The 25,783-nt window shown below is 46.3% G+C and carries 15 protein-coding genes, 3 tRNA genes and 2 pseudogenes; 2 read left to right on the top strand and 18 right to left on the bottom strand.

Annotated features, from left to right (window positions below; translation table 11 throughout):
• The 8 genes and pseudogenes from DW083_RS18390 to DW083_RS18355 all read right to left on the bottom strand — a co-directional run.
• Window positions 1–352, bottom strand: a pseudogene (locus tag DW083_RS18390) (SGNH/GDSL hydrolase family protein); the annotation flags it as partial.
• A gap of 89 nt (window positions 353–441) precedes the next feature.
• Window positions 442–2,307, bottom strand: a complete 1,866-nt coding sequence (locus DW083_RS18385) for an FAD-dependent oxidoreductase (protein ID WP_122333401.1) — start codon at window positions 2,305–2,307, stop codon at window positions 442–444.
• Between the two features lie 7 nt (window positions 2,308–2,314).
• Entirely contained in the window at window positions 2,315–4,639 is a 2,325-nt protein-coding gene (locus DW083_RS18380) for a hypothetical protein (RefSeq protein WP_233552280.1), read from the bottom strand.
• A 242-nt stretch (window positions 4,640–4,881) separates the two neighbouring features.
• Window positions 4,882–6,675, bottom strand: a complete 1,794-nt coding sequence (locus DW083_RS18375; protein ID WP_122333400.1) for a RagB/SusD family nutrient uptake outer membrane protein — start codon at window positions 6,673–6,675, stop codon at window positions 4,882–4,884.
• Window positions 6,676–6,687: 12 nt separating this feature from the next.
• Complete coding sequence (locus tag DW083_RS18370; RefSeq protein WP_233552279.1) at window positions 6,688–10,017, bottom strand: TonB-dependent receptor; 3,330 nt, start codon at window positions 10,015–10,017, stop codon at window positions 6,688–6,690.
• Between the two features lie 234 nt (window positions 10,018–10,251).
• The gene (locus DW083_RS18365; protein ID WP_122333403.1) at window positions 10,252–11,232 is read right to left on the bottom strand and encodes a FecR family protein; all 981 of its coding nucleotides are present in this window, start codon (window positions 11,230–11,232) and stop codon (window positions 10,252–10,254) included.
• A gap of 637 nt (window positions 11,233–11,869) precedes the next feature.
• On the bottom strand, window positions 11,870–12,412 hold the full coding sequence (locus DW083_RS18360; RefSeq protein ID WP_115500083.1) for an RNA polymerase sigma-70 factor: 543 nt from the start codon (window positions 12,410–12,412) through the stop codon (window positions 11,870–11,872).
• Between the two features lie 74 nt (window positions 12,413–12,486).
• A complete protein-coding gene (locus DW083_RS18355) occupies window positions 12,487–14,904 on the bottom strand; it encodes an outer membrane beta-barrel family protein (RefSeq protein WP_122333398.1) in 2,418 nt (805 codons plus the stop codon).
• Window positions 14,905–15,042: 138 nt separating this feature from the next.
• On the opposite strand from DW083_RS18355, the gene DW083_RS18350 reads away from it, so the two are divergent.
• A complete protein-coding gene (locus tag DW083_RS18350) occupies window positions 15,043–15,777 on the top strand; it encodes an SDR family oxidoreductase (protein ID WP_122333397.1) in 735 nt (244 codons plus the stop codon).
• A gap of 346 nt (window positions 15,778–16,123) precedes the next feature.
• On the opposite strand, the gene DW083_RS18345 is transcribed toward DW083_RS18350, so the two are convergent.
• From DW083_RS18345 to DW083_RS18305, 9 genes and pseudogenes are all read right to left on the bottom strand, one after another.
• Window positions 16,124–16,207 (bottom strand) — tRNA-Leu (locus tag DW083_RS18345).
• A 9-nt stretch (window positions 16,208–16,216) separates the two neighbouring features.
• A tRNA-Leu gene (locus DW083_RS18340) sits at window positions 16,217–16,298 on the bottom strand.
• A 49-nt stretch (window positions 16,299–16,347) separates the two neighbouring features.
• Window positions 16,348–16,423 (bottom strand) — tRNA-Gly (locus tag DW083_RS18335).
• 100 nt (window positions 16,424–16,523) lie between these two features.
• Window positions 16,524–17,294 carry an SGNH/GDSL hydrolase family protein gene (locus DW083_RS18330; protein ID WP_122333396.1) on the bottom strand — a complete coding sequence of 257 codons (771 nt, stop codon included), beginning with the start codon at window positions 17,292–17,294 and terminating at the stop codon, window positions 16,524–16,526.
• Between the two features lie 88 nt (window positions 17,295–17,382).
• Window positions 17,383–18,207 (bottom strand): purine nucleoside phosphorylase I, inosine and guanosine-specific, encoded by an 825-nt coding sequence (locus DW083_RS18325; protein ID WP_122333395.1) that lies wholly within the window; start codon window positions 18,205–18,207, stop codon window positions 17,383–17,385.
• 157 nt (window positions 18,208–18,364) lie between these two features.
• On the bottom strand, window positions 18,365–19,624 hold the full coding sequence (locus DW083_RS18320) for an amidohydrolase family protein (RefSeq protein ID WP_122333394.1): 1,260 nt from the start codon (window positions 19,622–19,624) through the stop codon (window positions 18,365–18,367).
• Window positions 19,621–20,930, bottom strand: a pseudogene (locus DW083_RS18315) (DEAD/DEAH box helicase). The gene DW083_RS18320 and the pseudogene DW083_RS18315 overlap by 4 nt, the downstream one beginning before the upstream one ends.
• Before the next feature lies 1 nt (window position 20,931).
• The gene (locus DW083_RS18310) at window positions 20,932–22,287 is read right to left on the bottom strand and encodes a dipeptidase (RefSeq protein WP_122333393.1); all 1,356 of its coding nucleotides are present in this window, start codon (window positions 22,285–22,287) and stop codon (window positions 20,932–20,934) included.
• Between the two features lie 46 nt (window positions 22,288–22,333).
• Window positions 22,334–22,900: a cob(I)yrinic acid a,c-diamide adenosyltransferase gene (locus DW083_RS18305; protein ID WP_122333392.1), complete on the bottom strand. Its 567-nt coding sequence runs from the start codon at window positions 22,898–22,900 to the stop codon at window positions 22,334–22,336.
• Between the two features lie 72 nt (window positions 22,901–22,972).
• Between DW083_RS18305 and DW083_RS18300 the strand changes: the two genes are divergently transcribed.
• On the top strand, window positions 22,973–24,391 hold the full coding sequence (locus DW083_RS18300; RefSeq protein WP_122333391.1) for a sialate O-acetylesterase: 1,419 nt from the start codon (window positions 22,973–22,975) through the stop codon (window positions 24,389–24,391).
• Here the strand turns inward: DW083_RS18300 and DW083_RS18295 are convergent.
• Window positions 24,363–25,688: a cobyrinate a,c-diamide synthase gene (locus DW083_RS18295; protein ID WP_122333390.1), complete on the bottom strand. Its 1,326-nt coding sequence runs from the start codon at window positions 25,686–25,688 to the stop codon at window positions 24,363–24,365. The two genes, DW083_RS18300 and DW083_RS18295, sit on opposite strands and share 29 nt — an antisense overlap.
• Window positions 25,689–25,783: the final 95 nt, after the last annotated feature.

Genomic DNA, 25,783 nt, shown 5'->3' with positions numbered 1-25,783 from the left:
GGTTGTGACCGGCATGGAGCAAGATGATATCTGCCGGATAAAGCCGGTAGATACTGTCGATCTTCGACTCTAAAAACTCCACATTCTTGCCGCTGAAACCACAATGACTGAGTGTCCCGATCCGGCATTTACTTTCACGGGGACCGATAAAATCAAACTGATACCCGGCTGTAAACAATTTCTCCCAAAGCGGATACAAATAGCAAGTGAAGTAATCTGATCCTTCCGTAATGGAATCCCCTAATCCCATTATGGTAAACCGTTCCTGCTTCTTTTCTTGTCCGGCAAGCGTAACCGAATAAGAGAATAAAGAAAAGAATAACAGAAAGAGATAAAGCTGTCTGTATTTCATGATTCTCAGGTTTAAAAGATTTTCATGGGCATGAATTAAAAATCCATCGCCATGGATTTAAAAATGTATGGCGATGGATTTTTTTCCGCTTATTTAACAACAGGCTTATTTCTTAACGTTCCCCCCTCGTTATACTGCTGGTTGTTAGGTAAGCCTTTCTTACCCACTCCCTCTTTCATCAGTCCTTTCAGGTCATTCAGATAAGAACGGTAAACACCCCGGGGAGTGACATGATATTTCTTGCACAGTGAAGCTGCCATTCCAACCACCTCGCCCATCATGCCCGTGGTACGCATCACACGGACAGTTCCCAAGGCGACATGCGTAACACTTATATTGCGGCCCGCCATAAACAGATTGTCGACATTACGGGAATAAAGACAGCGATATGGTATTGGGTAAGGATAAATCTCGATATGCTTAGCAATTGACTTAAACTCCTGATCCGGGAAATTAGCCGTGTTTGCAGGGTCCGGATAATGAAGGTCGATCGTCCATGTCGAGGCGGCAGTTCCATCTTCATGCACCACATGTTTACGGATATCATCCTCCTTCAAGATATAATCCCCCATCAAGCGGCGGGATTCACGTTTGCCCGATACATAAGCCACCCATCCTAATTTCCGGTTACGGTATTGAGAGTTTTCCTTCATGCCGTTCTTTAAATAACTCCAGTTCGAATAGACCACCAATAAACCATAATCCCGGATGCGCTCGAAGTCCCTGATCTGGTCATAGTTCATGCCGGTTTCCCAAGTCCACTCGCCCATCATCACTTTCTCACTGTTTTTATCGTTAAACTCGACGCCATAGCTGAAAGTAGGGAATGGCGACGGTTTCTTATCATCTACAGAATACCATTGGACAGATGCACCCATCGTCATTTTATCAGCCTTTTCCGGCGCTGTGCTCTCGCCAAACTCATCACGGGCCTCACGTCCCATCCGATAATCGGCACCAGCCAGATAACCGATCGTACCATCACCGGTGCAATCTGAAAATAGAGGAGCTTCAAAACGCTGTTCCTTTCCGGTTTCAATATGTTTAGCGATCACGGAACGGATCTTCTGCCCATCCATCTGCACACCGATGGCGCGATAATTGGAGAATAATGTTATGTTCTTTTCATTGGCAACCAATTCCGACTTTTTATCATCTTCATAATAATCGCCCGGTTGCGCATTTCCTCCACGCGTAGGACCAAACTCTTTCTGCAGATTTCCCAATTCCTTATAAGGCCCAGCCTCTATCCGTCCTCCCAAATGAACACGGATTTCAGAACTGTTATTACCACCTAATACAGGACGATCATTGATCAGGGCGACTTTACACCCAAGCCGGGCTGCCGAAACTGCGGCACTGATACCGGCAATACCGCCGCCCACCACAACCAAATCATACTGTCCGGCAACGGGTGCCTCATCCGGAAGTCCTAATGCTGTCCGGCGGAAAGCCTCCAAGCCCTTTATATCTGACGGCGGCACTTTTCCCTCTTCCGTCGTGAAGTAGATTGCATCGCAACGGCCGTCAAAACCGGTCAGGTCGTGCAGTTTTATTACTGTTTTCAGGTTCTTTACCGATACCTTTCCTGCAATCTGCCATATCCAGGCACTACCTTCTGCTCCTAACGGAGAGGTCATCTTCTTTCCTCCGACCGACAAACTGAATTTCCCGGGACCTTCCCCTTTTTTCCAGGGAGAGGTCCAGTTATAGGTACGGACATAGACATAATATTCGCCTTTTTCCGGAAAAGTCACTTCCGTATAGGCATCATCCACTGGCACGCCCATTCCATGCGCCAACAAATAAGGCGATCCCATCAGATCCATAAACTGCTGGTCCACCACCCAGCCTCCTTTATTGCTGAAACTCTCGGCTTCAACAAACAGGTCCGCAGCCCGGATATGACCTAAGCTGATCAGAAACAATAAAGTAAAAATTACACGAGTTTTCATGATATTATTATTTATACTCCAACCAAGCGGTAGCTTTCGTATCCGTATCCGATACAAAACGAACCCATCTTGCCTGGAACGATTCAGGTAGTTGTTGAACAAATTTTTCTCCCGGTTTAACAGTATAGGAAGCATAATCCATCCAATCGCCATTTCCGGTAGGATCGACCTCAACCGTTATAACGACATTTTTATCGGACTGGTGTGAAAGCGACAGTTCCTTTTTATCGTAGAACGCGATCAAGTAAGGATCGGATGCAACACCGGCCTGCACATTTGTATCTTTCCAAGGACCACCCTGTCCTACCGGTTTACCCAAAGACCACAAATCATCGATGACACCCACCCAAACAGCGGCTTTTCCATCATCCGAGATGACTATATGCGGATTGTCCTTGCCTTCTTCAGGAGTCACGCCTGTTAAAAGAAGCATCCCCCGATAGGAAGCATAATCATTTATGCGGAAATTATGAGATGATACCGGACGGATCTTGGCATAACCATCCGCATTTTCGGCGGGAAGTTCATAGAACGTCCCCATGCAAGAGAATAAGTCGCGTTCCGTCGCCACTTCACGGCAAATACGAAGGACTCCCTGTTCCGTCAGATTCTTATACTGTTCATTTCCTAAAGGCAAACGCCAGCGGCGGCCCAAATCATCGACTACCAGGACGGAACCTTCTTCTATTGAAATAACCTGTTGGGGAATCGCAAATTTACTGCGAATGAAATCGGCTGTCTTAGCATCATCCTTCCGAATCAATTCCAACTTATCTCCCATTTCATAATAACCAGTTTCCGAAACTTTACCGTCAACCGTCGTATTGGCCAATAGCCCTAACGCGCGGCGATCATCGCCCAATCCGTACAACAGGCCACCGGTTGTTTTATCCTTGTCCACAGAAGTAAGGCCGTTATAAATCGGAGCGGGAGACATCGCGCGATTATCTGAAGATGTATAAGAGAATGTAGCCGTCGCCATTGTATTCTTATCCGCCTTTACACGAATCCATTCACCCTTTTCCATCGCGCCAAAGGGGACAGATGCCGCTTTACCCGGACTGACTGTTACCGATTTCAAAGTCTTCCACCGGTTATCTCCGGATTCATCCACTTCGAACGTAAAAGTAACAGGTTGTTTCCCTTCGTTCTTCACCCATCCGCAACGATTCACCCAACCGCTGAACAAAAACGGTTCGGATGTTTCATTCGCCTTTACGTTTTCCCGGGCCCAAACAGCACCTTCAGCCGTAGCAGGTCCTAACTCATCCGGTTTTGCCAAAGAGGTAAACCACAGATTCGAATTCGACTGGCCAGGGCCCTCTATATTGCCTTTTGCCTTCCGTTTGTTCAGAAATTCTTTTTGAGCCGAGTCATCACAACCGAAAACCAACTGGTCATTCCAACGGGTAAAATCACCGATCACCTTCAAATAAGCAGAACGGGGACGAATTCCGGCAGAGTTATCCGCTGTAAACGTTCCGGGGAAATGCCAGAACATCCCATGCATTGTCATCAGATAGTCCGGAGCCATATCGGTCCCCACATTCCGGATACGCGGCCATTCCGTATTCCAACCATGTGCCCCGTCGTAGCTATGACTGGCCTTTGGCAAACGGTAAAAAGACCATCCTTTTTTAGCGTCGCGCACTCCCAGAAGAATCGATTTATAGTCCCAGCCCGTAGCCCAAACCGGGTCTGTTTCCGGATTTGCATTTCCATAAATTCCACCCGGACCAGTCACTTCCACGAATTGATTCCGGCGTACGGTTTTCCAGTCCTTGCCATCCCATTCTGCCAGAACACCCGCTTCCACATCAAATTTTCGTAAAGCTTCTTGCGTTCCTTCTCCATTATTCGTGTAAAACATAAAGCCTTGTCCGGAATATAAGCCTTTGCCATGAACACCCGGCAGCAAGTCGTTTATAGGCCCTGCATCCGTATCGTTCTTTTTCTGCTGCTTATTATTTCCGTCCTGATACAATTCTTTTACTTCCAACGTGTTTACGTCTACCTCATAAAAGCCTTCCTCCATCGTTCCATAATAGATCTTATTCGCCGGATCTGTCAGATGACGGGCATTGCCGGTATGGCGGCCTGGCATGACTGTATAGGGAATAACGCGTACTTTACCTGTCTGATCAATAGCATACGGGCCGATGAACAGTTGATTGCTTTCCTTATGGATCATGCGGTTGGCAGGAGTTCCTCCGATACTTTCATCACGGACAATTTGCTGGTAGTCGGGCGTTACTTCATATAATTTATCAGACGAGCCATTGGGCAGGTGAGGACCATAAGTAATCACCCACAATCGGTCAGCCCAGGGCACAACAGCACCGGTACCGCATTCGCCTCGTTATTGTAATAGGCTAATCGGGGATAAATGCCGGAAATAGAGTCCGGCACATTCTTTGCGTCTCTCTGTGCTGTACATCCCATTAGAGAACAGACTGCCATTAATCCAATTATATTGTTCAGTTTCATTTCTTTTCAATATTTTGCCAAATATAGTTATAATAAGGGCTCCTCATACTCTATATGACGATATAAACAGAGGAGCCCCAATCTCAATTACCATTTCGGATTTTGTGACAGATTATCATTGATAAGTCTGTCTGCAGCAGGTATCGGCCATAAATAGTCACGACTTTCATCGAATTTACGTTCTGTTGCCACAGTAATATAACCTTTTTTCGCCATTTCGCTTAAATCAGCAATACCGTCTTCATCAATCTGAGGAATACCACCTATCGGATAGTTACCATCTTTCCAGTTCTGAATCAACTGCTTGTATTCAGCAGACACCGAACTTTCATTTCCATCCCAAGAGGTATTACCGGACCATGCACGATTCAAGAAATAAATTGGACGATTCAATACTTTACCTGCAATCTTCCAACGAATCAAATCGCTATAACGGTGGCCTTCCCAAGCCATTTCAATGAAACGTTCGGTACGGATAACCGTACGTAACTGCTGCTGTGAACCTTCCGTTACTCGCGGATACTCAAGACCTGTTCCATTATAAGCTCTTTCCCGCAATTTATTAATCGTTGCATCCAGCACCTCTTGGCTACACTGGTTCATCTCATTCATCGCTTCAGCATACATCAGCAAGACATCACCGTAACGCAGCATCGGATAAGTAGTCGGTGCACCAGCTTTACCATTTTCCAGGAATGATTCATCAACATATTTTTTAAATAGCAAGCCTGTGTACGAAGCATGTTCCGCTCTTGCTTTTGAATCGTTATTTCCCACTTGTGCACCATCGGAAATTCTCTGAACGGTTGTTTTAACAGGAGATGGAGAATATTCATACCCCAACCACTTATAATCGTTCGGATCATACGTTCCGTCCAACACACTCTTGTTGTACGCTGTTGCAAACGGAACAATCGTCATCGCCATACGCGGATCCCTATTCTCAAAAAAATCTTTCGGGTTGTAAAGTGGAGATTCATCGATCGGTTTACCGTCAATGCAAGGATAAGCACAAACCAATTCATAAGACGGAGCCTTTTGACCACCCCATCCGCCTGAAAGACGAGAAATACAATTCAAGACATCAGATGCAGCCCAATAATACTTCTTCAACGTCACATCTCCACGGAAGAAGAAAATCCATTCGTCAGACCAAGAAGCTGTAAATAAATCCTGATAGTTGTCATGCAGTTTATATACATTCAAATCCATACAATTCTTGGCAGCAGTAGCAGCGGTAGCATAATCTTCATTATAAATAGCAATCCTCGCTTTAAATGCATAAGCAGCCCCTTTCGTAGCACGCTGGATACCGGGATAACTGTTCGGTAAACGTTCCGCAGCCTTGTCCAAGCATTCGTAGCTGTAAGCTAATACATCGGCTTTCGGAGAGCGGGAAGCGGTATAAGCCTCATCCAAACTCATACCCACCTTATCCAAGATCGCATCCCCCCAATGAAAAGCCAACATACCGTAAGCATGTCCCAAATAGAAATAAGCTTCACCTTCATATTGGGCTATATCCTTTTCCGAAACGCCCATAGCACGTGCCCGGTCCATATTATTGATTATGCGTAAAGCACGGGCAATACCTTTATAATAGTTTTCCCAGCGTTTGGCAATCGTTCCGTTTTCTGAAGTCAACGTACCATTATTCACCTCCGATGTTTCATTTCGGGCAGTTACATCATCTCCCCATTTCATATCGTCAATCGGGAAAAAATCCGTACGATAGAAATCATTCAGGGACATCTCTATTTCTGCTTGAGAAGAATACCAGTTCTCACTCGACCCTTCAGAAAGAGGATTCAAATTAAGATCGACACACGACATAAGCATGAACAGAGAAGCAGTGCATATAGAAAATTTTATCTGTTTCATATCACTATAAATTTAAAATTTAACATTTGCGCCAAATGTAAAAGACGTGGATATAAAGTCGGAACTTGCGCCTATTTCCGGATCCCATCCCTTAGGATAATGACTGATAGCAGGAAGATCATTTATTGTTGCATATATCCGAAGCCCTCTGATGAAACACTTATCCACAAGTTTCTGCGGCAACGAATATCCCAATGTAATATTCTTAACACGGAAATAAGCTCCGTTGAACAACCAATAATCAGATCCGGTATAAGTATTGGTAGTATTGGTATATGTAAGACGAGGATATTTGGCATTCCGGTTTTGATCATCCGAATTATGCTGACTCCAATAATTACCCAATACAAGAGAAGGTACCGCACCCCATTGTTCTTTCAACGGTTGAATCCAAGCAGAATTAAAAAGAACATTCTGATGTCCCACGCCTTGGAAAGAAAGTGAGAAGTCCCAATCCTTCCAACCTAAGAAAAGATTACCACCAAACTGAAACTCCGGCAAGGAATTTCCTAAACGAACTTTATCATCCGAATTGATAACACCATCTCCATTCACATCGACATATTTAATATGACCAGCCTTATCGTTAGCAGTGAGTGTCGGATACTTGTTTCCTTCCGAATCATACAAATCAGCATCAGTGATAAACAGACCATCGGTCTTATACATAAACCACTCATAATAATAAGAATCTTCTTCATAAATCTTATTACCATCTATAGTCCTTCTGTCTCCTAAATATCCCATTTTCGAACGATAATCGGACAGATTAAAGGATACGCCATAAGAAATCTCACCAATCTGGTCACGCCAACTTGCTTCAAGCTCCCAACCGTGAGTATACATATCACCTGCATTTTGCTTCGGAGCAGAGAATCCTGCATAAGAAGGGAATCCCAAAGTCAAAAGCATATCGGATGTTTTCTTATAATAATAGTCACCTGTCAAACTCAGACGATTATTTAACAAAGTAATATCGACACCAATATCATAAGTCGTCGTTGTTTCCCACGTAATATCGCTAAATGCATAATTATATTGTGCAGCATTCTGTACAGCAGTCACCGATTGGGAACCCTTGTCATACATATAACTGTTTCCGAAATTGATAGCTGCCTGATACGGAAATTCCGCATCGCTAATACGCTCATTACCCAATGAACCAATAGAAGCGCGTACTTTCAAATAATCTATCCATTTATTTTTAGGAAACCAAGATTCATTTGAAGCTACCCAACCCGCCGATACAGAAGGGAAAACACCCCAACGATAAGCAGATGCAAAACGAGAAGAGGCATCTGCACGGACATTCGCCTGTAACATATAACGGCTCTTGTATGAATACATAGCTCGCCCGAAAACGGATTGATAAGCATTGTGACCTGCATTACCTGAATTATACTGGTAATCTTCCGGTCCAAGATTCAAATAGGGATAAGTATCCAATTCATAATTATTTCTTGATGCACCCAGATTTTCCCATTTATATTTATAACCTTCATATCCGACCATTGCATTCAAGGAATGCTCATTCCATTTGTTCTCGTAGTTGGCATAAAACTGATAAGTACGGCTTTGGGTGTTATTACGCGCTTCATTCAACTGGGTTGTCTTACTATTTTGTGCAGCGATGGCCGTCCCATCTTCATAATAAACATCCACTTTCTTATTAAATGCCTTTTTGCTCTCGAAAGTGTAACGGGGAGCGAAAACCGCTGTCAAAGTCAACCCTTTCACCGGAGTCAAACTCAACTGTGCTTTACCTCCGAATTTATAATAATTGGTATTGGTCGTTCCTCCTTCGTTCAACATGGCCAACGGATTAGCTCCCGATTTCACATCTGCATAACTACCATCTTGCCAATACGGATTATAATAAGGAGCCGTTAAATATGCCCAATAAATCGGATTGAAAGTTTCACTCTTGGAGAAATTAGTAGAGAATGGATTTATGCTTTCCGAAGCTGAAAAGTCAATATCAATATTGGCCCGAATCCAAGAATTGATTTTATAATCATTATTAACACGACCGGCATACCGTTCATACGATTTATTCGCATAATACCCGTCTGCCGTCTGATAATTGAACGAAAACTTGGACTGCAACTTATCCGTACCGCCTGAAACGTTAAAGTTATGCTGTTGATGAGAAGTCGTATTCTTCAACAGTAAATCGACCCAATCCGTATTCGGATAATGATAAGGATCAGTTGCATTGTTAGCCATCCAAGAATTAATGGTTTCCTGCGAATATTGCGAATAAGGATTAGACGCACCATCGTTCCACTTAATCTCATTTTGAACATTCATCCAATCGATCACATTTCCATTGGTCGGCCGTGCAGTCGGTTTGTCAATGGAATATTCATAATTGTAGTCTAAATTGAATTTATTCTCCTTGGCCCTCTTAGTCGTAATCAAGATGACACCAGCCGCAGCACGAGACCCGTAAATAGAAGCCGAAGCAGCATCTTTCAAAACACTCATGGTTTCTACATCCGAAGCTACAACATCATTCAACGAACCTGGCACACCGTCAATTATAACAAGAGGATCGTTATTGGAAAGTGTCGTCACACCACGAACACGTATCGTTGCCGAACTACCAGGACCTCCGGAAGAACGCGTTACCTCCACGCCCGAAATCTGCCCCTGCATAGCCGTAGATAACATTTGAGTAGAACGTTCTGTCAAAGAAGCCCCTTTGACACTGGATATCGGACCTGTTAAATCTCCTTTACGCGCCGAACCATAACCGATTACGACTACTTCATCCAACAATTCCGCATCTTCCGTCATTGTTATAGATACGGATGTTTTATTTTTTACAGATACTTCACTTTGAATATACCCAATATAAGAAACTATCAACGTTGCATCTGATGCAACGTTAAGGGAGAACCTCCCTTCCGCATCCGTAATCGTTCCATTCGTTGTTCCTTTCTCAACCACATTGGCACCAATAACAGGCAGGCCGGATTCATCAAAGACAACTCCCGTTATCCTCTTCTGGTTCTGTTGAGCACTCGCAAGGGATGATGTTTCCGAAGCTTTGATCAACACTTGGCGATCAATGATCTGATACCTGTAGCCCGTGTTTCTAAGCACCTGGTCCAACACATCTTCCAAAGATGCATTTCTAACATTCACACTTGCAGTCCGGTTGACATTCACACGATTGTCATTAAAGAAAAATGTAAACTCACTGCTTTTTTCGATTTCCCGAAGGATTTCAATGATACTGCTGTTTTGTTTATTGATCGACACCTTGTAGCCCTGCGCATAAGTTGAGGCAGAAATACAGCATGCGACTCCCAACAAAAATAAGGCTGTGATCTTCATAATACGCTTTGTTTTTCTAAATAACGGGACATAATAATCCCTGTCACTGTTTTTTTTCATAACTTTGTATAGTTTTTGATGAATAATAAATGCAAGTCTTTGGCTTGGACTCCTTTATGACATGCATTTTTGAAAACTCACTGATTGGAAGGTGCTTGCCGGCATCTTCCAATTTTTTTGTAGGCTAACCCTTTTTTATCCCATAAGCATCAGAATTAAGTTGTTTATAATATGTTATTTTAAAGTCAATATATAATCACCACTCTCCATTTGCGTATATATCAAAGGAGAGGAGGCTTTTATCATATAAAGTATCCGATCCAGCGACTCGTCCCTCACCTTAAAAGTAAACCGGTACTTTTCTGCCAAATCCTTCTGGCACATCACTTTTCGTCCATACCATTGTTCAAGGCGCGGGATTATCATGGAAAGCTTTTCATTTTCAAAACTCAACATTTTCTGCTTACGCCAAGCTGTATATTTATCAGCATTGACCGCCTGTTTCATGACTTCACCTGTTTGTCTATCCAATACGAGCTTTTCATCGGGAGAAACCAGATATTCTTTCACCTTTTTGGTTCCCTTATCAGAAATACCGACTTTGATTTTCCCGTTTAATAGAATTGTTTCTATTTTGTTATCCATTTCATAGCTAAACAACTCGAACGCCGTACCCAATGCCTGTACGCTCATGTCTTCCGTACGAACAATAAAAGGTTTCTCACGATTCTTGGCCACATCGAAAAAAGCTTGCCCATTCAACGTTACCTCACGCGTTTTACCGGAGAAACTGGCCGGATAAGTCAAACGGCTGCCAGGTCCCATCTGTACTTTCGTTCCATCCGGCAAGGAGACGGATTCCATATTCTGGATGCCGGAACTTACGACATACATCGGAACTGTTGTTCTGTCTTGATAAGCGAAATAAGCCATTCCCGCCACTCCCAACACCAGCAATACGGACGCAACCAAACTATATATTTTATAAAACACAACCTTTCTGCCTTCTGCATGCTGCCAGGAAACTCTGCAAATATTCCGCCAGATAGACGGTTCGTCCGGACGATCCCTCTCGATAACATCGGGGGCACTGTCCCACTGCTGCTCCATCTGTCGTGTCACCCGCCGGGACGATTGTAATGCAATCCGCTCCTCTTCGGTCAACGCATCCTGCATCAGTTTCCTAAGTATATATTTTTTATCTTCGTATTCCATTTTTAATTGCCTTACATATATAAATACACACAAAATGCTCCTTCCCCCTATTCAAATATAATATTTTTTCTACAACTATTCTCAATCTCTACAAAACGGCATTAAATCAAGCCGAACCTCCGGGGACTTATTGTAAAAAACGCATTGAAACACTTTGAAAAAAGAGAAAACAGTCTTCCGATAAAGTTTGCCAAATTCAAAAAAAGAGTTAATAAATTGGATTTTTATCGTGAAGTACGCAAAGAATTTCCATTACGACCGTCCTAATTGCCATCGTGACCGTCCTAATGGGTAGTGCACTCGGCACCTCGCGAAGATTATGACGGTCGTAATGGCGATGAGGACGGTCATAATAGAAATAAGGTACCGGATTCTCCCGAAACAACCCCTATTTCCTTGCCATATTCACGTATCGTCCCCTGTATCTTTTCAAATATTCGATTCTCCGGGAGTTAAGGTTTGACGAATTGTAAGGGAGATTGGAAAATGAATGGATAAATGCGATGCAATTTATATGAACCCGGCAGCCTGTCAGCCAATATGTCAAGAAAAACGCAGTTTATCCGAATAAAAGACAAAACAAAATCGCATGCTTTTTCTCTTGAAATAGAAAAAACAAGGGGTTATTGTAAAAAGCTCATATAAAAAGAAGAAGTAAAGTGATATTTTTTTTCAAATATTTGAGGGCTTCGCTAATTTGATTTTCAACTGTTTTTTCTGAAATATCCAACAAGAGCGCTATCTCTTTGTAGCTCTTTTGTTCTTTGCGGCTCAAGTTAAAAATCTCACGGCGGCGTGGAGGCAATTCATCGATCAGGCGATCTATATATTCTTGCAGATTATTAGCTTCAATCTCTTCTTCCACATCATAAGGTTCTTCCAAGGCGGCAAGAACCGTCACTTTATAAAAATCTTCATTCAGGCTTTTACGGTGCTGGTTAAAGATCAGATTCCGGGTAATGATAAACAGGAGGCCTTTGAAATGGTCATCCGCACGGAGAAACTCGCGCGTTTCCCATACTTTGATAAAAACTTCCTGCACCACCTCTTCGGCGGCATCGACACTGGTCAGATAAAGGCGGCTAAAATTATAGACCTGTTTCCAATATTGTTTATACAAAGCAGTAAATGCATCTTTACTGCTCTGTTTCAATAATAATATCAGTTCCTTTTCCTCCATCATTCCTTTTATCTACGGAACAAATGTATTAAAAAAGTTGACAGTTAACAAGTAACTGACAACTTTTGCTTTTTTTAGTGGTTTGTTCCTTCAAAGAGGTCGTGATCCTCTTTCTTTTGAGAACTCTTAACCTTAAAGTTATTAAATGTATAGCTGACCGTAAGCGTAATCAAGGGATAGCTGGGACGGATACGCGTGATGGATTGCAAGTCGGATGTAATGATCTTGCTCACATAGCGAGCGGAGTTGAAAACATCCCGAAAGGCAAGTGTCGCCGACAGTTTACGTTTCATCAACTGCTGGCGGACGGCCAGGTTCACATACCAGAAGGCATCCGTACGTCCCTGTGTCGTCACAGACGGACCGACAAAGTTTCCATCTACCTGGACACGGGTATATTTCAAAACATCGAAAGAGTTGTTCCACATGATATCGTAGTTCGTACTCGTCTCGTTCTCACCACCGGTCTTATACTGGTTCTTCACTTTATAGTGATACAGGCTTCCGTTCAGGTTCACGTTCCACCAGCGGGCAAGCTGAACCTGTCCGCTCAATTCGATACCTGTCGAATAATCATGCCCGACGTTTGCCATTGAATCCAACGTAACACCCGCCTCATAAGGGACACGCAGACGTTCTATCTTGTCCTTGCGGCTCCGGTGGAACACAGTGGCGGAAACCGTGTGTTCGCCTATGTTCTTTTTATAATTCAGCTCGAAAGAATTGATATATTCCGAACGGATATCCGGGTTACCGATTTCCGCCGAATAAAAATCGCGATAGGTGATATACGGTTCCATAAAGAACAGTTCCGGACGGGTTATACGGCGCGAATAAGACGCCAGCAGCTTATGTTCTTTCGGGAAAGTATAGCCTAAGTGGACGGAAGGGAAGAACTCGAACTTATTATATGTACGGTCTTTTCCGGGAATCGAACTGCGCAAGACACGGTGCGTATGCTCGCCGCGCACACCGGCTTGGAAGTCAAACGATTTATAGCTATCGGCAACAATACCATAAATCGAGTTGATGCCATGCTGGAAATAGAAGGTATTATAAATATCATCCCGGTTATAAAACTCTTGCTTCACCGGGTCCCAGAAATGCATCGTGTAATCTCCGTCTTCCAGGTAAGAGAAATACTGGTAACCGCCTTCTATACGGCCCGTTTTGCTATAAGGATAAATATAATCCAGATTACCACGCACGGTCCAGCGGTGTTCGTCTTCCCAGGCGCGATGTCCCTTTTCCCGCTCGTTGTTTTTGTTGAAGAGGTCGCTCTGGAAATACTCCAGGGCATTACCTCCGTATTTGAGGTAGAAACTACCGGTCAGCTGATGTCCCTTGTCATTGAATTTATGGTCGAACCCGACGGTTCCCAGAAAATAGGTTTCATGTATATCGTAATCGTCACGGCTATAATAATCACCCTCGCCGAATGTCGTCCCGTCCGCCGAACGCTTTTCCCTGTAATCCAGGTCGCCGTTGCGGGTACGGCCGCCATAACCGCCTTCCAGGTCAACATTGAACGTTGTTTGAGGAAGGGAATACATCCAGCCGGCCTTCAGCGAATAATTGAAGTTATTACTTTTACGCGGTCCGTTGGAATGGGAAGTCGTAGCCGTATCCGAAATAATAGTCGTCTTTTCCTGGTCGAAATCACTCTTACGCAAGCGTTCGCTCCAAACCCCGCCGAAATACCAACGGGATGCCTTGTTCTGTTGTGACAGCAGGAAATCGACTCCGCGAGACAAGACGGTGCTACCCGTCAGGTTCACCATCCCGCTGAATCCATCCTGGACATGCTTCTTCGTGACTATATTAATGATTCCCACATCTCCACCTGTATCATGCCGGGCGGAAGGGGTCGTGATAATTTCTATATTCTCGATGTGACCTGCCGGAATCTGCTCCAGAGCCTGGGTGCCGCTGAACACACTCGGCTTGCCGTCTATATAAACCGTAAAACCGGAACTACCGCGGAAGCTTACTTCGCCCTCCGCATCTACACGTATCGAGGGCGTATTTTCCAAAATATCGACAGCCGAACCGCCTCCGGCAAGCAGATTGGACGAAGCCTCGATGACTTTCTTGTCCAACTTGTAAATAACCTGCTTTTTCTGTGCGACAACTTCGACTTCCGCCAATCCCACTTCCAGAGGTTTCATGGAGATAACTCCCAAATCCATCATCTCAGAAGAGGATTTCAATTCGATATTCGGACGATTATACAAGTCGTAACCGACCAGTCGCACCAACAAGTGGTACTTTCCGTCTTTCACATCCGCAATGCGGAAACTTCCATCGGCTTCAGGCAAAGTCTGGTACGCCGGATTCACCTCTCCCTCACGGAAAAGGAACACATCTGCAAAATCAATCGGCTGATTGTTATTGGCATCAACTATTTTTCCTTTTATACGGAAGCCCGGAGCCGCCATGACTGAATAGTTAACACACAATAAGGTCAACAGGAGATAAAAACACTTCTTCATCTTTTTACATTACATTGGTTTGTCAACAACGTCGCGAAGATAAAACATTCATCTGTACAAAGCAATTATTACTGATGCTAATTATCTCCAAATGAATATATCCCCGTATATTTGCAAGCAACAAATCCCAATTAAATTATGACCTCGACAAAAAGAATTATTATCATAGGAGCGACCTCCGGAATCGGAAATGAAGTCGCCCGGTTATATATCAAACAAGGGTGGCGTATCGGTGTGGCCGGACGGCGGCTGGAACGGTTGGAAGAACTCCGCGCGGAGGCACCCGGCCAGATTGAAGCCATACAACTGGATGTCACCAGCCCGGACGCTCCGGAACGTCTGGCGGAGCTGATCCGCAAAGTAGGCGGAATGGATGTTTTTCTGCTCAGCTCCGGTGTTGGAAGCCAGAACCGGGCGTTGAACCCGGAAATAGAATTGACGACTGTGCAAACAAATACGGTCGGTTTTACCCGAATGGTTACGGCGGCATACGGCTATTTCAAGGAACATGGCGGAGGACAATTGGCCGTAATCAGTTCCATTGCCGGAACAAAAGGGTTGGGTGCGGCTCCCTCCTATTCCGCGACGAAACGCTATCAGAATACTTACATCGAAGCCCTCGACCAGCTGGCACGGATGGAGAAACTTCCGATCGTATTCACCGATATCCGTCCCGGTTTCGTCAAAACCGATTTATTGAAGAATGACAAATATCCGATGCTGATGTCACCGGAATATGTTGCCCGGAAAATTGTGAAAGCGATCGGACGGAAGAAGCGCCGTGCCGTTATCGATTGGAAATATGCCATTCTGGTATTCTTCTGGAAGCTGATTCCCGGCTTTATATGGAGACGGTTGCCTATCCACAATTGACGCTCCGCAGATTCAAACCATAAACAGAGGATAAAAACAAATTATTTTTAAAAACTATGCAATTCAGGTATTGCATAATACTAAAAAGTTTTTTAACTTTGCGAAAGTAGCCTTACAATGTAAGGCACATATTAATTAAACAAACTATTCCTAAGGTTTAAGGTATTAGTCATTTCAGTTTGTTCGTTTTGATAAACTGATATAGTATAACCTCATCTACATGTGAATGTGGATGAGGTTTTTTTGGAACAAGGATTATCGGGATCATACCGAACGGAAGCACGCGGATAGATATAAAAAAAGTCCATACAATTAGTATTTAAACTAATCATATGGACTATTCATGTACGCAGGATGAGACTTGAACTCACACGCCGTAACCGGCACTACCCCCTCAAAGTAGCGTGTCTACCAATTCCACCACCTGCGCGAGAAAGGGTGCCCAGAACAGGACTCGAACCTGCATGCCTCTCGACACACGCACCTGAAACGTGCGCGTCTACCAATTCCGCCACCTGGGCCTTTCTTCAATACATTAAAAAAGCGGTCTCATACCGCCTTGTTACCGATTGGAGCGGAAGACGGGACTCGAACCCGCGACCCTAACCTTGGCAAGGTTATGCTCTACCAACTGAGCTACTTCCGCGATAACGGGTGCAAAGATAGAGGTATTTTTTTATTCTCCAAAACCTGGCTGCACTTTTTTCATGCTATTTTTCCAGTTCACACCCGCTCAAAATCATATCTTACTTTAGTCCAGTCGCTTCCATCCACATATTAGCCATCAGCTGGCGACCGGGTAAATCGGGATGTACACCGTCATTCGACCAATAACGTGCCGGTGCCAACTTAACTGCGGCATCAAAACCGGCCTGGAAAGGTACGAATACGGTATTAAATTCGCCGGACAGCTTACGGGCCGACTTGCGGAACTCGTCGAACATCGGATACCATCTGGAATCTTCTATCGCAGCGCCATCACGCAAAGTGAAAGGTTCGCAAAGGACTATCTGGGTATTCGGCAGCTTCTCTTTCGTATATTTCAAAAGAGCGCGCAGATCGTTTTCGTATGTCTCGACAGTTCCTTTATATCCGTGTGTCAACGTATGCCAATAGTCGTTCACACCGATCAGGATGCTCAAAACATCGGGCTGGAAAGCCAGACAATCCAACTCCCAACGATCACGAAGTTCATACACTTTATTCCCGCTGATACCGCGATTATAAATCTTAGGCTGCAGGGCTGCTTCTTTCTCCAGCAATTGTGTCGCTGTAAAAAGCACGTAGCCGCTACCAAACTGTTCCATCGTATTGCAACGTTTACTATTCTTATCACGGCCGCAGTCGGTGATGGAATCGCCCTGGAACAGGATCACACAATCTTTTTTCAGGTTGATCTTCGGAGCGTGTACGGATGTATTTTCTTTCACGGCAGCTTTTGCGATCTCGGGGATCATCAAGGCGCTGAACCCTGCCAATGCTCCCTTTTTCAGGAAGTCTCTTCTGGAATTTTTCATGGGTAGAAATAAGTTTATTTTATTACATTGATTGAATTAAATACAAAGATAGAACTTTAATAAAAAACTTGTACACAAATACAAGCTTTTATATCCTGGCAATCAGTTCCCGGACGAGTGTCGTCATAACCGCAGCCGCTTTATTGGCCGCCACAATCACGTCCGCGCCGTCATTGACAAAGTCATCGGCAAAATGATAACCTTCGTTTGTAATGACAGACATACCAAACACGCGCAGGCCGGCATGACGGGCCACGATTACTTCCGGAACGGTGCTCATCCCGATCGCATCGCCTCCTACCCGACCGTAAAAAGCATACTCGGACGGTGTCTCAAAAGAAGGACCGGTCAAGCCGACATATACGCCTTTCTTCAACGGGATATCGAGGGAAGAAGCGATCTCTTCGACAAGCCGGATAAACTCGCGGTCATACGCACGCGTCATATCCGGGAAACGGGTTCCGAACTGTTCATTGTTCGGGCCGATCAGCGGATTAGGCATCATATTGATATGATCGCGTATAATCATCAGATCGCCCACTTTGAACGTATTATTGATACCGCCGGCAGCATTAGAGACCAAGAGATTCTTTACGCCGAGCAATTTCATCACCCGGACGGGGAATGTCACCTGCTGCATCGTGTAGCCTTCATAATAATGAAAACGTCCCTGCATGGCAAGCACTTGCTTACCGCCTAATTTGCCGCAGATAAAGTTACCCTTATGTCCCGTTGCCGTCGAATGCATAAAATGAGGGATCTCGCTGTAAGGGATAACGGTCGCTTCCTCGATCTGATCGGCAAGTGATCCCAGGCCGCTGCCTAAAATAATAGCCGTTTCCGGATTGCCGGTGATACGGGATGCCAGATAGTCGGCTGCTTCCTGATAAAAAGCATTGTCTGTTGTATTCATATTCGTTCTAATTTATTTTTCTTTCAGATGAAACTTTTGTTTCCCCGGCAAGAAACTTTAGTTCCATGGGCATGAAACTTTAGTTCCGTGCCTATGAAACTTTATTTTCATGCCTATGGAATTTAAAATGCATGCCTATGGAATCCGGCTTCGATGCTTATGCCTTTCCCACGAGCTTATAGGCCAATCGGGCAGTCTGCTCCATGATTTCATCTTCGCCCGGGACTTTCTTATCCTGCATCAGGATCTTGCCGTTGCAGATAACGGTGTCGATACAACTGCCGTTTGCCGCATAGACCAGATTGGATATAAAATTATGGTTCGGCGTAAAGGCCGGGATATGCAAATCCACCAGACAGAGATCGGCCAGATAACCTTCGGCGATTCGTCCGGCTTTCAGTCCGATAGCCGAGGCGCCGGCTTCAGTCGCCGCCTGGAATATTTCGCCTGCGGGAACCGCTTCCGGATCTTTCCGCCAGGCTTTGCCTAAAAGTGAGGCGAGCTTCATCGCCTCGATCATATCCAAATTGTTGGAAGAAGAACAGCCGTCAGTTCCCAAAGCGACTGTCACACCTGCTTTTCGCATCTCACTGAATTTAAACTGAATGCCGGAAGCTAACTTCATATTGGATGCCGGGTTATGCACCACCTTGACTCCATGATCAGCCAGCATACGGATCTCATCATCATCGATATAAAGACCATGTGCGATGATCAGGCGGGGCGACAGCAGACCTAACTTATGCAAATAGCGAACGGGCGTAAGGCCGAACTGCTTGACCGAGTCTTGCACTTCCCCTTCCGTTTCCGCCAGATGCAGATGGATCGGGACGGAATGTTCCGCGGCAAAGCCATGTATCCATTGCAGCAATTCCCCGGAAACCGTATAGATTGCATGGGGACCGACTGAATATTGTATCCGTTCGCTATACTTATCCGTCTCGGCAATCAGCCTCTCGTTCTCCCGTTTGCTCCGTTCGGCCAACTCCGGTTTGAAATGGTCGAAGCAGGCTCCCGACAACAGCGTCCGCAAGCCCATTTCTTCCACAGCATCGGCTGTCGCTTCGAATTTATGATACATATCGAAGAAAGTCGTCGTGCCGCTCTTTATCATTTCCAGGCAAGCGAGCTTCGCGCCCCAATAGACATCCTCGCGGGTCAACTTGGCTTCATTCGGCCAGATTTTCTGCTCCAACCAGGGCATCAATGGCATATCGTCCCCGAAACCGCGGAAAAGCGTCATAGCGGCATGTGTATGTGCATTTACCATTCCTGGTATCAAGGCTTTACGCTTCCCGTCGATAACCTGGTCCGCCTGCACTTGCAGGTCTGTTCCTATCTGTTTAATTTCCTTTTTCTCTATATAAACATCTGTCACGGCGTCATTCAACAGGACACCCTTTATCAATATATTCATACGAATTTAGCCTTCATGTTCTTTATCTTTTCATCACGGATACGTCCCAGCAAGCCGGAAAGTTTGTCCCGTTTCACAGCGGCAAAGGCACAACTCTCCTTCACCTCGACAACACCTAAATCATCCTTTTCCAGTCCTCCTTTTTGGAAAAGGAAGCCGACAACGTCCTTTTTGCTCAACTTATCCCGCTTCCCGCGGTTGATCGTCAGCGTCACCCATTCGGAACGGACCGGTTTCTTTGCCACTTCGGGCAGGAAAAACTCTTCCGGTTCACGGGTGATATATTCGGGGACCGTTTCCTCTTCATTCAAGATCAGGTAAGCGACCCCTTCCGCGTTCATACGGGCGGTACGTCCGTTACGGTGTACATACGCTTCTTCGTTGATCGGAAGATGATAGTGGATTACATTCTTGACTTCGGGAATATCCAGACCGCGGGAAGCTAAATCGGTGGAGATAAAAACAGTAGCGCTTCCGTTACGGAAATGCGACAAAGCGCGTTCACGTTCCGGCTGCTCCATTCCTCCATGAAAATATTCGTTGTCCACACCCATTTCGGTCAGATAATTGCTCACCCGTTCCACCGTCTCACGGAAATTACAGAAGATCAGGCGGAACCGCCTTTCAGCTCTCCCAACAGTTTATAGAGCGTTTCCAACTTATCTTTCACCGGCGATTTAACTATGCGCAAAGTAAGCCCTTTAGCCTCCTTCACATCTTTCAGGAAAGACAAACGCACCGGAGCCGTAATTCCGGTAAAAGGAGGAATCTCGACCGCAGCTGTCGCCGAAGTCAAAACCCGGCGGCGGACGCCCGGAAGATGCGCCAGTATCTCTTTCATCTCCGTCAGGAAACCGAGTTCGAGCGACTTGTCGAACTCATCCAGGATCAGCGTACGCACGCTATCCAGATCGATGTTTCCCCGTTCCAGATGATCCACGATACGTCCCGGCGTACCGATCAGAACCGTCGGCGGATGTTCCAGACTTTTCTTCTCCGTGCGGATCGGATGTCCTCCGTAACAACAGTTCACCTTATATCCGGCGCCTAATGAACGGAATACGGTTTCGATCTGCAAAGCCAACTCCCGCGAGGGAGCGATGATGAGCGCCTGTATCTTTTTGTCCTCATCCGTCAGCGTAGTCAGTAACGGCAACAGGAATGCCAGCGTCTTACCCGAGCCTGTCGGACTGAACAGCACCATGTCTTTTGTCGTTCCGGCGTCCAGCACGGCTTGCTGCATCTCGTTCAGAGCCGCAATGCCGGTATTGGCAAGGGCGCGGGCGATTATTTCGTTATTCGTCATATCAATTGAATCGTTTATAAAATTCAGCTACCGACTCTATCCCTTTGTAGAAGAAATCGAGCGTACAGCTTTCGTTCGGCGAATGGATCGCGTTCTGTTCAAGACCGAAGCCCATCAGGACAGTCTTAATTCCCAACACCTGCTCAAAAGTAGCGATAATAGGAATACTGCCACCGCGACGGACAGCCAGCGGACGTTTTCCAAACGCGACGGCGACCGCCTCTTCGGCAGCCTTATAAGCCGGCATGTCGATCGGACAAACATATCCCTGGCCGCCATGTTTCGGAGTTACTTTCACCTTTACATAAGCGGGTGCCACGTTGGCGATATAATCTTCGAACAGTTTCGAGATCTTGCTGTGATCCTGATGCGGCACCAGGCGACAGGAAACTTTGGCGTATGCCTTGGAAGGAAGAACCGTTTTACTTCCCTCTTCCGTATAACCACCCCAGATACCGCAGATGTCGAACGACGGACGGCAACTGTTGCGCTCCAGTGTAGAATATCCTTTTTCACCAAACAGTTCATCCACGCCGATAGCCGCCTTATATTTCGCTTCGTCAAACGGGATCTGTGCGATCATCTCACGTTCGGCCGATGAGACCTCTTCCACGTCATCGTAAAAGCCGGGAATCGTGATTCGCCCGTCGGCATCAGTAATATCGGCCATTAGTTTGCACAATACATTGACCGGATTGGCAACTGCACCGCCGAAATGGCCGGAATGCAAATCCCGATTAGGTCCTGTCACCTCTATTTCCCAATAAGCCAGTCCGCGGAGACCGGTTGTCAACGAGGGTGTCTCGGCACTGACCATGCTGGTATCGGAAACCAGGATCACGTCAGCTTTCAACAAATCCTTATGTGTGCGGCAGAAGTCTTCGAGGCTGGGCGAGCCGATCTCTTCTTCTCCTTCGAAGATAAATTTCACATTGCATTTCAACAGGTCCAGATTCAGGGCTGTTTCAAAACCTTTCACCTGCATCATCGCCTGTCCTTTATCGTCATCCGCACCACGCGCCCAGATACGGCCGTCACGGATTTCCGGTTCGAAAGGCTGGCTCTTCCACAATTCCAGCGGTTCGGCCGGCATCACATCGTAGTGGGCATAAACCAGCACTGTCGAAGCATCCGGAGAAACCATTTTCTCACCATATACAACCGGATTCCCTTCTGTCGGCATCACCACAGCCTTATCGGCACCGGCAGCCAGCAACAGTTCTGTCCAGCGTTTTGCACACGCCTCCATATCAGGCTTATGTTCCTGTTTCGCACTTATCGACGGAATACGGATCAAGGAGAAAAGCTCCTCGATGAAACGGTCTTTGTTTAATTCTATGTACGTTTTTACTGACATATTCTATACTGTTTATTTAATTTACTTATTACAAGATACAAGTATACTACTTTTTCCGCTTATACAAAAACGATTGCCAACGTTCTTCGGCATTTCCCTGGCGAAACATTTCGTAACGGGCCATGATGAAGAACAGATCGGAAAGGCGGTTTACGAATTGAAGGATCTCCGGCGAAACGGGATCTTTCCGGTTCAAGGTCCAGAGACGGCGTTCGGCACGACGCACGATCGTACGGGCCAACTGCAAATGAGCCGAGACCAGCGAGCCGCCCGGCAGAATAAAATAGCCGTTATCTTCCATCTTCGCCGACAGTTCATCGATCTGTTGCTCACAGAAAGCGACCAGGTCTTCGGACAGGGCGTTCGGATTCTTGTCCCGGATGGCAGAAGGGGTTGCCACGTGCGACATCACCACCATCATCTCCCGTTGTATCTTCCCCAGCAGATCGTGCCACTCGTGTCCGGCAGGAAGCAACGCACGGACGATGCCAATTTCGGCATTCACCTCGTCCAACGTTCCGTTCGCCTCTATCCGGATGTCGTCCTTATCCACTCGTTCGCCCCCATGAATACCGGTGCGTCCTTTGTCTCCTCCACGTGTATATATCCTCATTTTTATCAATTTTGATAAGTACTGTGACAAATATAAACATTATCTTTGACTATTGTATTTAATCTAATTCTCATGAAAGCAAATCTGATTCCCGCACTCTGCCTGTTATGCTGCATAACGGCAAATGCCAAAGTAAAATTACCGCAATTGTTAAGCGACCACATGGTACTCCAACAGCAGGCCGATGCACGTTTATGGGGAGAAGCGGCCCCCAACAGTACAGTAACGATCCGGGCCTCCTGGACAAACCAACCCGTTGAAACGAAAGCGGACGCCCAAGGGTTCTGGAACACGGCCATCGGTACGCCGAGCGCAAGTTTCACCCCACAGACACTGACGATCAGCGACGGAGAGCCCGTGACGCTCCACGACATACTGATCGGCGAAGTATGGTTCTGCTCCGGGCAGTCCAATATGGAAATGCCGTTGAACGGTTTCGACAAATGCCCGATATACGACTCCAACAATGTGATAGCCGACGCCCCGAACCATCCGGGAATCCGGGTAGCCACGATCGAGCGCAAAAGCGCCCTCACCCCGCAAACATACGCAAACGGGGAATGGAAAGAACCGACAACCGAGAATGCGCAATGGTTCAGCGCCACCGGCTACTTTTACGCACTGGCCCTGCAACGGACACTGCAAGTTCCGGTCGGCATCATCAACTGTTCCTGGGGCGGCTCGTGTGTAGAAGGCTGGATGCCGGAAGAGATACTGAAGGACTATAAAGACATCGACCTCAACAAGGCTAAGGAAAAGGAATATAGCTGGACGCATCCGATGATTATGTATAACGCACTGCTCTACCCCTGCCGGAACTATACGATAAAAGGATTCGCCTGGTATCAGGGATGCAGCAACGTAGGACGTGCCGATACATACGCAGACCGCATGGCAACGATGGTCCGTCACTGGCGCTCGATCTGGAAAGAAGGCGATATCCCATTCTATTATGTGGAAATAGCACCTTTTGCCTACAACAACAAACCGGAAGCAATCGACGGCGCCCTGCTCCGCGAAGCCCAGTTCAAGGCACAGGCACTGATCCCTAACAGCGCCATGATCTCGACAAACGATCTGGTCGAACCCTACGAGGCCCCGCAGATTCATCCGCAAAACAAGAAAGACATCGGCGACCGCCTCGCTTATCAGGCTTTAGCCAAAACATACGGCTATAAAGGTATCGTGGCAGACAGCCCGTCCTACAAAGAGATGCAGGCAGACGGAGATAAGATTACCGTCCGTTTCAACCATGCAGAAAAAGGATTCAGCCCGTGGGTCGACATCGAAGGTTTCGAGGTTGCCGGACAGGACAAGGTGTTCCACCCGGCCAAAGCTAAGTTTGGTTCCGCCCCGAACGAGATCGTCGTATCATCCCCGAAAGTAAAGAAGCCCGTTGCCGTCCGTTACTGTTTCCGTAACTTCCAACCGGGCAATCTGAAAAACTATCGTAACCTGCCGGTTATTCCTTTCCGTACAGATAGTTGGTAAACCATTCGTTTCCGGCCGGGTCCGCCCAATAAAGATGCGTGTATCCGGCCAGTACATTTTTAAGACGATAAAGCGGAGTATCCGTTTCCACACCTTTGGCCGTATAAGCGACTGCACAGGATGGAAGCGGATTCTTTTGTTCCGCCAAGCGGGAATAATGAAACTCGTGTCCTTTCAGCCGGAAGTCCTTATATAATAAGGTACGGTAGCCCAGGCGCAGTTTCATGTTTTCCATCGTAGCCGATTGGTGCAGAACCCCGGCCATCGGATATGCATTCCCATCCTTATCCCGTATCTCATCCGAAAGATACATCATTCCGCCGCATTCCGCCAGCAAACGTCCTCCCCCTTCGGCATACCGGCGGACAGATTCGAGCATCGGCTTGTTTGCCGATAACGCGGCAAGATGCAGTTCGGGATAACCGCCAGGGAAATAAACGAAATCGGCTGCCGGCAAGGAAGCGTCTTTCAGCGGGCTGAAATAAACGACTTCACCCAAACCATGCAAATAACGGATATTTTCTTCATAGACAAAATTAAATGCGGCATCGCGGGCAACGGCCGTACGGAGAGGAAGATGACACACTCCCTGCTCCCTCTCGAGAGGGGAATGAATACTTTCCGGCACATTTGTCAGTTCCAGCAGGCGGTCGATGTTCACATGTTTCTCAACAAGCTCCGCCACGCGGTCGGCAAACTCTTCGAAGCAAAAATCCTCATCCAGCGAAAGCCCCAAATGACGGTTAGGGATCTCCACATCCGCACGTTTGGGAAGATAGCCCAACGCCTCCACTCCGGCATCTTCACAGGCTTGTTTCAAAAAAGAATAATGATTTTCCGAAGCGACAAAATTAAAAACTGCCCCGACCACCTTTATGCCTTTATTAAAATGCTTGAAGCCATACAGCAAAGGAGCGACGGAATAGGCCGTACTTTTAGCATTCACAATCAGCACAACCGGTATCTGCAACATACAGGCAATCTCGGCGCTGCTTCCCTGCATCCCGTCATAACCGTCAAAAAGCCCCATCACGCCTTCGGTCACTGCCACATCCGTTCCGGCCGTATAGCGGGCATATAAATCCCGCACGTGCAGCTCCGACATCATATACCGGTCCAGATTTATCGACGGACTGCCGGCCGCCATCCTGTGATGCCGCGTGTCGATATAGTCCGGTCCGCACTTAAAAGGCTGCACCCTGAGCGAACGGTTCTTCAAGGCACGAAGCAGCCCGAGCGTAAATGTCGTTTTCCCGCTTCCGGAAGAGGCGGCGCCGATTAGGAGGTGAGATTGCATAAATAATGTGCTAATTTAATAATGTGCCAATATGCCAATAAAAAAATGCGCCAATATGCAAAAAAGTAACTCCATTGGCATATTGGCACATTGAA

The organism is Parabacteroides sp. AF48-14 (genome assembly GCF_003477465.1).
GTDB classification, from domain to species: Bacteria; Bacteroidota; Bacteroidia; order Bacteroidales; family Tannerellaceae; genus Parabacteroides; species Parabacteroides acidifaciens.
Note: the sequence above shows the minus strand (reverse complement) of the source record. Positions and strands in the feature narration are given on the sequence as shown.